This window comes from Micromonospora sp. NPDC053740 (genome assembly GCF_040677775.1).
Taxonomy (GTDB): Bacteria; Actinomycetota; Actinomycetes; order Mycobacteriales; family Micromonosporaceae; genus Micromonospora; species Micromonospora alfalfae.
In genome coordinates, this window is record NZ_JBFASO010000014.1 from 203,513 (window position 1) to 215,921 (window position 12,409).

Consider the following 12,409-nt stretch of genomic DNA (forward strand, 5'->3'; position numbering starts at 1 on the left):
GCAACTGGGATCCGCTGCTGATGGCCGGCCACGCGCCGAGTGGCCCGCAGCGGTTGCGTAACTTCGTCGCCGGCGAGTTCGTCGACGGCGGGGACACGTTCGCCAAGGCCAGCCCGGTCACCGGGGAGCAGGTCTTCGAGGTGGACGAGGCGTCGCAGTCCACTGTGGATGACGCGGTGGCCGCCGCCCGGGCGGCGCTGCGGGGGCCGTGGGGCCGGATGGGGGAGCGCGAGCGCGCCGAGGTGCTGCGGCGCGTCGCCGACGAGCTGGAGCGCCGCTTCGACGACCTGGTCACCGCCGAGGTCGCCGACACCGGCAAGTCCATCGCCCAGGCCCGCACCCTGGACATCCCGCGCGGCGCGGCGAACTTCCGCGCGTTCGCGGAGATCGTGGCGACCGCCCCCACCGAGTCGTTCACGACTGTCACCCCGACCGGCGGCCGGGCACTCAACTACGCGCTGCGCAAGCCGGTCGGCGTGGTCGCGGTCATCGTGCCGTGGAACCTGCCGCTGCTGCTGCTCACCTGGAAGGTGGCTCCGGCGCTGGCCTGCGGCAACACCGTCGTGGTCAAGCCCAGCGAGGAGACTCCCGCCTCGGCGACGGTGCTCGCCGAGGTGATGGCCGCCGCTGGCGTGCCGGCCGGGGTGTTCAACCTGGTGCACGGCTTCGGGCCGGACTCGGCGGGTGAGTTCCTCACCCGTCACCCGGGCGTCGACGCGATCACCTTCACCGGCGAGTCGGCCACCGGCGGCGCGATCATGCGGGCTGCCGCCGACGGGGTGAAGGCGGTGAGCTTCGAACTCGGCGGCAAGAACGCCGGCCTGGTCTTCGCCGACGCCGACCTGGACGCCGCGGTGGCCGGCTCGGTGCGGTCCAGCTTCACAAACGGCGGGCAGGTGTGCCTCTGCACCGAGCGCATCTACGTGCAGCGTCCGGTCTTCGAGGAGTTCACCGCCCGGCTGGCGAAGCGGGCCGGCGAGCTGGCGTACGGCTGGCCGACCGACGAGGCCACCGCCACCATGCCGCTGATCTCCCACCAGCACCGGGCGAAGGTGCTCGGCGCGTACGAGCTGGCCCGCTCGGAGGGCGCCGAGGTGCTCACCGGCGGCGGCACGCCCACCTTCGGCGACACCCGCGACGGCGGGTCGTACGTGCAGCCGACGGTCCTCACCGGGCTCGGCCCGGACGCCCGCACCAATCGGGAGGAGATCTTCGGCCCGGTGGTGCACATCGCGCCCTTCGACACCGAGGACGAGGCGTACGCCCTCGCCAACGGCACCGAGTACGGCCTGGCGGCGACCGTGTGGACCCGGGACGTGGGCGTCGCGCACCGGGCCGGCGCTCGGCTCGACGCCGGCATCGTCTGGGTCAACACGTGGTTCCTGCGTGACCTGCGGACCCCGTTCGGCGGGGTGAAGGCGTCCGGGATCGGTCGCGAGGGCGGCGTGCACTCGCTGAACTTCTACTCCGAACTCACTAACGTCTGCGTGGACCTGTCGTGAGCCGTAGCGAGGGAGCGGGCATGGAAGCTGACATCGAGGCCGCCAACCGGGAGTTGGCCGATGCCCGCAGCACCGGTAAGCCGTGCGCGCCGCTTCGGGGCCGGCTTTTGCCGGAGGGCGACGTCGAGGCCGCGTACCGGGTGCAGCAACTCCAGTCGCGGGCCTGGCAGGGCCGCGGCGAACGCCGGGTCGGCGCAAAGATCGGGTTGACCTCCCGGGCCGTGCAGGAGACCTTCGGGGTGTTCCAACCGGACTTCGGCATGCTGACCGACGCCATGGCGGTGGGTGACGGGGTCGAGGTTCCCATCGACCGGCTGCTCCAGCCCCGCGTGGAGGCGGAGATCGCCTTCGTGCTCGACAAGGATCTCCCGAACCCCCAGCTCACCACCGTCGACCTGATCCGCGCGGTCGACCACGTGCTGCCGGCGATCGAGATCGTCGACTCCCGGATCGCCGCCTGGGACATCTCCATAGTGGACACCGTTGCCGACAACGCCTCCAGCGGGCTCTTCGTGCTTGGCACCACGCCGCGCCGGCTCGCCGACGTGGACCTGCGGCTGTGCGGGATGGTGCTGGAGCACGCCGGCGAGCCGGTCTCGGTGGGCGCGGGCGCCGCCTGCCTGGGCAACCCGCTGCACGCCCTGCAGTGGTTGGCCGGCACCCTCGCCCGCGCCGGTGACCCGCTGCGCGCCGGGGACGTGGTGCTCTCCGGGGCGCTCGGTCCGATGGTGCCGGTCACCCCGGGTGCCGCGTACGAGGCCCGGATCTCCGGTCTTGGTTCGGTACGGACATCCTTCAGCGACAGGGGCGGTCAGTGACCACTAACGTGGCGGTGCTGGGATCGGGAAACATCGGCACCGACCTGATGATCAAGGTGCTGCGGCTGAGTGACAGCCTGCGCATGGTGGCGATGGCCGGCATCGACCCGGCCTCCGACGGCCTGGCGCGCGCTCGCCGGCTCGGCGTCGCCACCACCGCCGAGGGAGTGGACGGGCTCGTCGCGATGCCCGAGTTCGCCGACGTCGAGCTGGTGTTCGACGCCACTTCCGCTGGCGCGCACCGACGCCACGACGAGGTGCTGCGCGCCCTCGGCCGGACTGTGGTCGACCTGACCCCTGCCGCGCTCGGCCCGTACGTGGTGCCGCCGGTCAACCTCGACGAGCACCTGCACCAGCCCAACGTCAACATGGTGACCTGTGGCGGGCAGGCGACAGTGCCGATCGTCGCCGCCGTTCGCCGGGTGACCCCGGTGGCGTACGGGGAGATCGTCGCCTCGATCGCGTCGAAGTCCGCCGGGCCGGGCACCCGGGCCAACATCGACGAGTTCACCGAGACCACGGCCCGCGCCATCGAGGTGGTGGGCGGGGCCGAACGGGGCAAGGCGATCATCGTGCTGAACCCGGCGGACCCGCCGCTGCTGATGCGGGACACCGTCTACTGCCTCTGCCCGGACGCCGACGCCGACACCGACGCCATCGCCGCCTCGGTCGCCGAGATGGTGGCGGCGGTGCAGGAGTACGTCCCCGGCTACCGGCTCAAGCAGGACGTGCAGTTCGACCGGGTCGAGGCGTACCTGCCGACGCTCGGGCGGCGGCTCGTCGCCCTTCAGGTGTCGGTCTTCCTGGAGGTCTCCGGCGCCGGGCACTACCTGCCCGCGTACGCCGGGAACCTGGACATCATGACCTCCGCCGCGCTGCGCACCGCGGAGCGGCTGGTCGCCCTGCGTTCTTCGGAGGTGGCCGCGCCATGACCGACCTGTACATCCAGGACGTGACGCTGCGCGACGGCATGCACGCCATCGCCCACCAGTACACAGTCGACCAGGTACGCACCATCGCCGCCGCCCTGGACGCCGCCGGGGTGGCCGCCATCGAGGTGGCGCACGGCGACGGCCTCGCCGGCTCCAGCGTCAACTACGGCCACGGCGCGGCCAGCGACGCGGAGTGGATCTCCGCGGCGGCCGAGGTGCTGACCACGGCGAAGCTGACCACCCTGCTGCTTCCGGGCATCGGCACGATCGCCGACCTGAAGGCCGCGAAGGCGCTCGGGGTGACAAGCGTCCGGATCGCCACCCACTGCACGGAGGCGGACATCTCCGCCCAGCACATCTCCTGGGCCCGGGAGAACGGCATGGACGTGGCCGGGTTCCTGATGATGTCGCACATGAACGATGCGGCCGGGCTGGCCGGGCAGGCCAAGCTCATGGAGTCGTACGGGGCGCACTGCGTCTACGTCACCGACTCCGGCGGTCGGCTGCTGATGTCCGACGTGGCGCAGCGGGTCGACGCGTACCGGCAGGTCCTCGCCCCGGAGACGCAGATCGGCATCCACGCGCACCACAACCTGTCGCTCGGGGTGGCCAACAGCGTGCTCGCCGTCGAGCACGGCCGGGTCACCGGGTCCGCGCCGGTCGGCCCCGACGTGGTGCACGGCCGGACGGTCCGCGTCGACGCCTCCCTTGCCGGCATGGGCGCGGGCGCCGGCAACGCCCCGCTTGAGGTCTTCGTCGCGGTGGCCGAGTTGCACGGCTGGAAGCACGGCTGCGACGTGTTCGCACTGATGGACGCCGCCGACGACATCGTCCGCCCGTTGCAGGACCGGCCGGTCCAGGTGGACCGGGAGACCCTCTCCCTCGGGTACGCCGGGGTCTACTCCAGCTTCCTGCGGCACGCCGAGCGGGCGTCGGCGAAGTACGGCGTGGACGTCCGGTCGATCCTGGTCGAGCTGGGCCGTCGCCGGATGGTCGGCGGCCAGGAGGACATGATCGTGGACGTGGCACTCGACCTGGCCGACCAGGAGGAGGCTGTGAGCGCGAGGAGTGAGCCGGGTTTGCGAGCCCCGCAGTCGCGAACGGAAGGTGGCTCGCTGTGAGCGCGAGGAGTGAGCCGGGTTTGCGAGCCCCGCAGTCGCGAACGGAAGGTGGCTCAGCATGATCGGACCGGACATCGTGGGGATCGCCGAGAAGTTGGGCACGGCGGCCGACACGGCCACCGCGATCCCGCAACTCGCCGCCGAGACCGGCCTCGACGTGGACACCGCGTACGCCGTGCAGGCCGCGCTGCTGCAACGCCGGCTCAACGCCGGTGAGCGGTTGGTCGGGCTGAAGATGGGGCTGACCAGCAGGGCGAAGATGGCCCAGGTCGGCGTGGACGAGGTGATCTGGGGGCGGCTCACCAACGCGATGCGGGTGCCCGACGGCGGCACCGTGGATCCGGCCGCTTACATCCATCCCCGGGTCGAGCCGGAGGTGGCGTTCCTGCTGGACCGGCTGCCCGAGCCGGGCGAGCCGGTCGGCGACTTCGCCACTGCGGTCCGCGCTGTCGCCCCGGCCATCGAGTTGATCGACTCCCGGTACGCGGACTTCCGGTTCTCGTTGCCGGACGTGGTCGCGGACAACACCTCGGCCGCCGCCTTCGTGATCGGGCCGTGGTCGCCGGTGCCGGCGGGGCTGGACAACCTGGGCGTGCTGCTGGAGGTCGACGGGCGGGTGGCGCAGGTCGGCTCGACGGCGGCGATCCTCGGTGATCCGCGCCGGGCGCTCGACGAGGGCATCCGGCTGGCGGGCCGGCACGGTGTGCGGCTGGAGTCCGGCTGGGTCTTCCTGGCCGGTGCCGCCACCGCCGCTGTTCCGCTGCGTCCCGGCGCGCACGTGCGCGCCGTGGTCGAGAAGCTCGGCACCGCCTCGCTGCGGGCGTCGTCATGACCGCCCGGGTCGTGGCCGGGAAGGCCGTCCCGCGGGGGGCTTTTCCGCACGTCAAGGTCGCCGGTGGGTTCGTCTTCGTCTCCGGTACGTCGTCGCGGCGCGCGGACAACACCTTCGCCGGTGTCGAGGTGGACGGGTTCGGCACCACCAACCTCGACATCCGTGTGCAGACACGGGCCGTCATCGAGAACGTGCGGGATCTGCTGCGTTCGGTCGGCGCGGACCTCGCCGATCTGGTGCAGGTGACGGCGTATCTGGTCAACATGAACGACTTCGGTGGTTACAACGAGGTGTGGGCCGAGTTCTTCGACGCCTCCGGACCGACCCGTACGACGGTGGCGGTACACCAGTTGCCGCACCCGCACCTGCTGATCGAAATCCAGGCCGTGGCCCTTCTTCCCTCGGGAGGTCAGTCGTGAGTGAGATCGCCGAGCCGTTCAGCTTTCCGGGCTGGATCGCCGACAACCAGCACCTGTTGAAGCCCCCGGTGGGCAACAAGGAGATGTTCCCCGGCGGGGACGACTTCATCGTGATGGTGGTGGGTGGGCCCAACCAGCGCACCGACTTCCACGTGGACCCGTACGAGGAGTTCTTCTACCAGGTCAAGGGCAACATGCACATCAACCTGGTCACCCCGGAGGGGCCGCGCACTGTGCACGTGCGCGAGGGGCAGATGTGGATGCTGCCGCGCAACACTCCGCACTCGCCGCAGCGGCCGGAGGCCGGCTCGATCGGTGTGGTCGTCGAGCGGGTCCGCGAGGAGGGCACGCTGGAGACGTTCCAGTGGTACTGCCCGGAGTGCGGCAGCAAGGTGCACGAGGTCGAGTTGCAGGTCCGCGACATCGCCGCCGACCTGCCCCCGGTGTTCCAGGCGTTCTACGCCGACGAGGCGGCACGCACCTGCGCCAACTGCGGCACCCTGCACCCGGGCAAGGGCTGATGCCCGCAGGCGTGGTCGACGTGCACACGCACGTCGTACCGAAGGGTTGGCCGGACCTCGGCGCGGCGTGCGGTGGGTCCGGTTGGCCGTGGTTGCGGGTCGACTCCGAGCGCGCTGCCATGATCATGGTGGGGGAGACGGAGTTCCGCCCGGTCGGCGCCGAGTGCTGGGACGCGTCGCGCCGACTGGCCGACATGGACGCCGACGGCGTGGCAGTGCAGGTGGTCTCGCCCACCCCGGTCTTCTTCAGCTACGACCGCCCGGCCGACCAGGCCGTGAAGGTCGCCCGGATCTTCAACGACCTGACCCTGGAGGTCACCGCGGCCGGGGGTGACCGACTGGTGCCGTTCTGCCAGGTGCCGCTCCAGGACCCGGACGCCGCGTGTGCCGAGCTGGACCGCAGCCTCGCCGCCGGGCACGTGGGCGTGGAGATCGGCAACCATGTCGGCGACCGGGACCTGGACGACGCCGGCGTGGTCACCTTCCTTCAGCACTGTGCCGAGGTGGGCGCACCCATCTTCGTCCACCCGTGGGACATGCCGGGCGGGCCACGACTGGACCGTTGGATGGCCCGTTGGCTCACCGGGATGCCCGCCGAGACGCACCTGTCGGTGCTGGCGATGATCCTCGGCGGTGTCTTCGACCGGGTGCCCGAGACGCTGCGGATCTGCTTCGCGCACGGCGGCGGCAGTTTCCCGTTCTGGCTCGGCCGCGCCGACAACGCCTGGCACCGCCGTGGCGACCTGGTCCGGGGTGCGTCCGCCGGCCCGCCCAGCAGCTACCTCGACCGGTTCAGCGTCGACTCGGTGGTCTTCGCGCCGCCCGCCCTGCGGCTGTTGGTCGACACCCTGGGGGAGGATCGGGTGCTGGTCGGCAGCGACTACCCGTACCCGCTGGGTGAACGGCCGGCCGGCGCTGTGGTCCGTGCGGCCGACTTCCTCAGCGAGGGCCAACGCGACAAGCTGCTGTCCGCCAACGCCCTCCGTTTCCTGCACGGCTGAGCACGGCGCCTCATCGGCGCGAGGAGATCTTGGACAGTTTCCGTCAGCAGTGAACGGAAACTGTCCAAGATCTGCGGCTCGACCCGGCAAGCGGGCAGCGCTCGACCCGGCAAGCGGGCAGCGCTCGACCCGGCAAGCGGGCAGCGCTCGACCCGGCAAGCGGGCAGCGCTCGACCCGGCAAGCGGGCAGCGCTCGACCCGGCAAGCGGGCAGCGGGTGTCCGCTTGGTCCGTTTCCGATCGCCAGCGCGTGTCGGCTGCGCGAAGGGCCGACTGCCGGCAGGATGACGGCATGGCCGAGCCGCACGACCTGACCGCGTTGGAACAGGCCGCCGCGATGACCCGCGGCGAGCTGTCCAGCGTCGACCTGGTCGAGCACTCCCTGCGCCGGGTGGCGGCGCTCGGCGACACCGTGGGCGCGTTCGTCACCGTCACACCGGACCTCGCCCGGCAGGCCGCGCGCGCCGCCGACGCGGTGCCGAAAGAGGAGCGCGGCCCGCTGCACGGCGTGCCAACCGCGATCAAGGACCTGACGCTCACCGCCGGGATTCGCACCACCTTCGGTTCGGCAGCCTTCTTCGACTTCGTCCCGCCGGTCGACGCCGACGTGGTCCGCTTCATCAAGGCCGCCGGTCTGGTCAGCCTGGGCAAGACGACGACCTCCGAGCTGGGCTGTTCGCTCTACTCGGAGGGCCGGGTCGCGCCGCCGGCCCGCAACCCGTGGCAGTTGGCGTACACGGCGGGCGGGTCCAGCGGCGGCGCGGCGGCGGCGGTCGCGGCCGGGCTGGTCCCGGTCGCCCAGGGGTCCGACGGCGGTGGGTCGCTGCGCATCCCGGCGTCACTCTGCGGCCTGGTCGGCTACAAGCCCAGTCGGGGCCTCGTCTCCGGCGGGCCGGTCGGCTCCGGCGCGTTCGGCCTGCCCATCAGCGGCCCGCTCGGGCGGACGGTCACCGACGTCGCGGCACTGCTGGACGTCATTGCCGTTCCGGTCCCCGGCGAGCCCTACCTGCCGCCGCCCGCGCCGTCCGGCGGCTACCTGGCCGTCGCGCGCCGGGCCGAGCCCGGCCCGCTGCGGATCGGCCGGTTCACCACACCGATGCTCGCCGACGAACCGGTGCATCCCGACTGCGTGGCCGCCGTGGACCGGGCCGCCGCGCTGCTCACGGCGGCCGGCCACGAGGTGGTCGAGGTGCCGCCGCCGCTCGGGCCGGCGGCGTGGCCGCTGTTCGAGATCCTCTGGTACGTGCTGGCGCTCGCCCCGGTGCCACCGCAGCGGGAGGCGGAGCTGCTGCCGTTGACCCGGCTGCTCCGGGCCCGGGGCGCCGAACTCTCCGCCGGCACCCTGTCCGCCACCCTCGGGGAGTTGCAGGCGCAGGTGCGCCTCGGTGCCCGCCGCACCGCCGGCTGCGACCTGCTCCTCTGTCCCACCCTGGCCACCCCGCAGGCACCCGTCGGCTGGTTCACCGCCGACGCGGACCCGGCCGCCGACTTCGACAGGCAACGCCGGTTCTCGCCCTACTGCGCCATCTTCAACGTCACCGGCGATCCCTCCGTCTCCCTGCCACTGGGTACCACCACCGACGGCCTGCCCGTCGGGGTGCTGCTCACCGGTCGGTACGGCGATGACGCGCGGCTTATCGCTACCGCTGCGCAACTGGAGAACTCCAGTGACGGATGGGATCGGCACCCCGCAATCTGGCGGGCCGTCGACTCCGCTAACGTGAATGGTGACGGAGTCGGGCGGTCGGCAGCGTGATCGTCCATCCGACCCGGTTGTTCACTGTCGTCCTTCTTCCGCCTGGGGGCGTTGGGATTGTCTGTTACCGAGACGTTGCTGGTCTTCGTCGGCATCCCGTTGGCCGCGGTGCTGGTCATCGCCGGCCTGTCGTACGCCGGTAGCCGTGGGGGTGCCACCGGTGGCGGCGGTGGCGCGAAGCGCTACCGGCCGGGCCGGCCCTTCGACTTCACTCCGGTCTGGTTCCTGGGCCGTCCGGAGCAGCTGGCCGACTCGGCCGGCACCGCGCTGACGGCGGGGGCGCAGGCGCCCGCGCTGACCAGCCACAAGCTTGAGCAGGCCAGCGTCGAGGCGCCGGCCGGTGGAACCGGAGGCGCAAGTGACCGTTGGTGAGAAGCAGGCCGGGTCGGAAAATCCGCCCGAGGTGCTCGACGGGCCGTTCTCGACCCGCCAGCTGCTGCGCATCGACGAGGCGTTGCGCCTGGCCGACAAGGGCACGGGTCTGGTCTTCTCGGTCTTCGTCGGTGGTCTCGACGAGCCGATCCGTGAGCACGCCCAGCGGCTGCACCGTCAGCTCGCCGAGCCCGACAAGTCGGTGCTGATCGCCGTGTCACCCAACCAGCGTCAGTTGGAGATCATCACCGGGCGGTACGCCCGCAAGCGCATCCCTGACACGTACGCCAAGCTGGCCGCGCTCTCCATGGTCGGCGCGTTCAGCGGCGGTGACCTGGCCGGTGGCATCATCAACGGCCTCGACCAGCTCGCCAGCCACGCCGGCAGGGGCTGACCGACACGACGCACGGGCATGCACGATCGTGCCTGATCCAGGAAAGAGGGGCCTCGGCTGCGGCTGAGGCCCCTCTTTCCATGTTCGAGCACGATCTTCGCCACCGACGGTCCGGGGCCGGCGCGGGCTCACACCCACGCCGGCCCCGGCCGGACAACGCTGCTCAGGCGCTCTGGGCGTCCTTCGCGCGGGCCTTCAGCGCCCGCATCACACCGTCGCGGCCCTCGGCCACCAGCCGACGCAGCGGGGCGGGGTGCCCGTCACCGGCCAGCCACGCGTCGGTGGCCGCGACCGTGTCGTCATCCACCAGGTAGGTCGGGTACGCCAGCTGGGCGAACTCCTGCGCCGGCTCGCTGTCCCGGGTGGCCCACACCTGCCCGATCGCCGCGAAGTACCGCTCCCGGTACGGCGTGACCAGCTCCACCTGCGCCGGGTGGGCGAAGCCCTGCAACAGCGCCCGGTGCCGCCAGTTGGGCAGCGCGTCCGGGCCGGTGAGCAGGGCCCACACGGCGGCCTTGTTCTCGGCCGTCGGCACCAACGCGTGCGCGTACGCGGCTTCCCGCTCGCCGCTGGCGGTGCGGTCGCTGCTCAGCTCCGCCTCGATCTCGGCGGCCCCGGCGGCGCCGTTGGCCACCAGCGCGGCCAGGACCGACCAGCGCAGCTCGGTGTCGACGGTCAGCCCGGCCGGCATCCCGGTGCCGTCCAGCCAACCGCGCAGCGTGGCCAGGTCCTCCTCGGAGCGGACCGCCGAGGTGAACGCGCGGGCCCAGGCCAACTGGAACCCGCTGCCGGGCTCGGCGGCGGCGAGTGCGTCGCGGGCGGTACGGGCCAGGTCAGCCCAGCCGGTCGGCGCCCACGCCGAGTCGGCGTACAGGGTGAGCGTGGTGGTCGCCTGCCGCAGGGTGGCGGTGACCAGGTTGATGTCGGTCTCCGCGGGCAGCCCGCTCAGCGTCAGCGCCACGTAGTCGCGGGCGGACAGCTCGGCGTCGCGGGTCATGTCCCACGCGGCGGTCCAGCAGAGCGCGCGGGCCAGCGACGAGTCGAAGCCCCCGATGTGCTGCACCACCGTCGCCATCGAGCGCTCGTCGAGGCGCAGCTTGGTGTAGCTGAGGTCGTCGTCGTTGAGCAGCAACACGTCGGCCGCCCGGACGCCACGCAGCGGGGCGAGATCCGTGTGCTCGCCGGTCACGTCCACCTCGTACCGCTCCCGTCGGACCAGCCGCCCGTCGGTCAGGTCGTACAGGCCCACGCCGATCCGGTGGGTCCGCAGCGTCGGGTACGCCGCCGGGGCCTCCTGCCGCACCAGCACCTGCTCGTACGTGCCGTCGGCCCCGATGGTCACCTCCGGACGCAGCGTGTTGACCTGCGCGGTCTCCAGCCACTGCGCGGCGAACTTGCGCAGTTCCCGACCGGATGCGGCCTCCAGCTCGGTGAGCAGGTCGTCGAAGGTGGCGTTGCCCCAGGCGTGCTTGCCGAAGTAGGCCCGCAGCCCGGCCACGAACGGCTCCTCACCCACGTACGCGACGAGCTGCTTGAGCACGCTCGCGCCCTTGGCGTAGGTGATGCCGTCGAAGTTGACCTCCACGGCCTCCATGTCCGGCATCTCCGTGTAGACCGGGTGGGTGGAGGAGAGCTGGTCCTGCCGGTAGCCCCAGTTCTTCCGGATGGACAGGAAGGTCGTCCACGCCTCGGTGAACCGGGTCGCGTTGGTGTTGCACCAGTGGCTGGCCCACTCGGCGAACGACTCGTTCAGCCACAGGTCGTTCCACCAGCGCATGGTGACCAGGTCACCGAACCACATGTGGGCCAGTTCGTGCAGGATCGTGTTGGCCCGCTGCTCGTACTCGAAGTCGGTGACCTGCGAGCGGAACAGGTAGTGCGACTCGGCGTGCGTCACGCAGCCGAAGTTCTCCATCGCGCCGGCGTTGAAGTCGGGCACCCAGAGCTGGTCGTACTTCGGCAGCGGGTAGCGCACGTCGAACTTCTCGTGGAAGAAGTCGAAGCCCTGCTTGGTGATCAGGAAAAGCTCGTCGGAGTCCAGGTACTGGGCCATCGACGCCCGGCAGAACACCCCCAGGTCGATGCCGTCGTGCGCGTCGCGCACCTCGTGGTACGGCCCGGCGCACATCGCCGTGATGTAGGTGCTCATCCGGGGCGACTCGGTGAAGTGCAGCGTCTTGAGCGCCTCACCCGCCGGCTCCTCCCGCTGCACCGGCATGTTGGAGACCGCCCGCCAGTGCGCCGGCACTGTGACGTGCCAGGTGTAGACGCTCTTCAGGTCGGGCTGGTCGAAGCAGGCGTACACCCGCTGCGCGTCGGCCGTCTCGAACTGGCTGTAGAGGTACGTCTCGCCGTCCACCGGGTCGACCGTCCGGTGCAGACCCTGCCCGCTGCTGGAGTAACCGAAGTCGGCGTCGACCACCAGGACGTTGTCGCTGTCCAACCCGGACAGGGTCAGGCCCTTCTCCGCGGACCAGTCGGAGAGGTCGACGGGCGTGCCGTTCAGCGTCGCGGACCGCACCGACTCGGCGGCCACCTCCACGAAGGTGCTCGCGCCCGGTTCGGAGCAGCGGAACCGGACCTCGGTCGTCGACCTGAACGTGCGGCCGTCGGCCGCCAGCACGGCACTGGACAGGTCCAGACTGATGTCATACCCCGTCACGTTGAGCAGGCGTGCCCGCTCGGTCGCCTCGACCTGCGTCAGGTTGCGCACTCCCGGCACTGTTCGTCTCCATCCCACAT

General features: G+C 71.6%; 12 protein-coding genes. 11 read left to right on the forward strand and 1 reads right to left on the reverse strand.

Annotated elements, in window-relative coordinates:
- Nucleotides 1-20 precede the first annotated feature (20 nt).
- The 11 genes from AB0K35_RS31130 to AB0K35_RS31180 all read left to right on the forward strand — a co-directional run bounded on the left by AB0K35_RS31130 (nt 21) and on the right by AB0K35_RS31180 (nt 9,667).
- Nucleotides 21-1,502: a 2-hydroxymuconic semialdehyde dehydrogenase gene (locus AB0K35_RS31130; protein ID WP_363889978.1), complete on the forward strand. Its 1,482-nt coding sequence runs from the start codon at nt 21-23 to the stop codon at nt 1,500-1,502.
- Between the two features lie 20 nt (nt 1,503-1,522).
- A complete protein-coding gene (locus tag AB0K35_RS31135; RefSeq protein WP_238669051.1) occupies nt 1,523-2,320 on the forward strand; it encodes a fumarylacetoacetate hydrolase family protein in 798 nt (265 codons plus the stop codon).
- Nucleotides 2,317-3,252 (forward strand): acetaldehyde dehydrogenase (acetylating), encoded by a 936-nt coding sequence (locus tag AB0K35_RS31140; RefSeq protein ID WP_238669050.1) that lies wholly within the window; start codon nt 2,317-2,319, stop codon nt 3,250-3,252. The genes AB0K35_RS31135 and AB0K35_RS31140 overlap by 4 nt, the downstream gene beginning before the upstream one ends.
- Nucleotides 3,249-4,373, forward strand: coding sequence for a 4-hydroxy-2-oxovalerate aldolase (dmpG, locus tag AB0K35_RS31145; protein ID WP_238669049.1), 1,125 nt, complete (start codon nt 3,249-3,251; stop codon nt 4,371-4,373). Before AB0K35_RS31140 ends, dmpG begins: the two co-directional genes overlap by 4 nt.
- A gap of 58 nt (nt 4,374-4,431) precedes the next feature.
- Nucleotides 4,432-5,205 (forward strand): fumarylacetoacetate hydrolase family protein, encoded by a 774-nt coding sequence (locus AB0K35_RS31150; RefSeq protein WP_363889923.1) that lies wholly within the window; start codon nt 4,432-4,434, stop codon nt 5,203-5,205.
- A complete protein-coding gene (locus AB0K35_RS31155) occupies nt 5,202-5,624 on the forward strand; it encodes a RidA family protein (protein WP_363889925.1) in 423 nt (140 codons plus the stop codon). Before AB0K35_RS31150 ends, AB0K35_RS31155 begins: the two co-directional genes overlap by 4 nt.
- A complete protein-coding gene (locus tag AB0K35_RS31160; protein WP_030488252.1) occupies nt 5,621-6,145 on the forward strand; it encodes a 3-hydroxyanthranilate 3,4-dioxygenase in 525 nt (174 codons plus the stop codon). The genes AB0K35_RS31155 and AB0K35_RS31160 overlap by 4 nt, the downstream gene beginning before the upstream one ends.
- On the forward strand, nt 6,145-7,146 hold the full coding sequence (locus tag AB0K35_RS31165; RefSeq protein WP_363889927.1) for an amidohydrolase family protein: 1,002 nt from the start codon (nt 6,145-6,147) through the stop codon (nt 7,144-7,146). The genes AB0K35_RS31160 and AB0K35_RS31165 overlap by 1 nt, the downstream gene beginning before the upstream one ends.
- 291 nt (nt 7,147-7,437) lie before the next feature.
- Nucleotides 7,438-8,901: an amidase gene (locus AB0K35_RS31170; RefSeq protein ID WP_238669045.1), complete on the forward strand. Its 1,464-nt coding sequence runs from the start codon at nt 7,438-7,440 to the stop codon at nt 8,899-8,901.
- Between the two features lie 75 nt (nt 8,902-8,976).
- Entirely contained in the window at nt 8,977-9,273 is a 297-nt protein-coding gene (locus AB0K35_RS31175; protein WP_112584149.1) for a hypothetical protein, read from the forward strand.
- Nucleotides 9,260-9,667 carry a DUF5130 family protein gene (locus tag AB0K35_RS31180; RefSeq protein ID WP_238669044.1) on the forward strand — a complete coding sequence of 136 codons (408 nt, stop codon included), beginning with the start codon at nt 9,260-9,262 and terminating at the stop codon, nt 9,665-9,667. Before AB0K35_RS31175 ends, AB0K35_RS31180 begins: the two co-directional genes overlap by 14 nt.
- Nucleotides 9,668-9,830: 163 nt before the next feature.
- Here AB0K35_RS31180 and pepN read toward each other — a convergent pair whose 3' ends face one another.
- Nucleotides 9,831-12,380, reverse strand: a complete 2,550-nt coding sequence (pepN, locus tag AB0K35_RS31185) for an aminopeptidase N (RefSeq protein WP_238669043.1) — start codon at nt 12,378-12,380, stop codon at nt 9,831-9,833.
- Nucleotides 12,381-12,409: the final 29 nt, after the last annotated feature.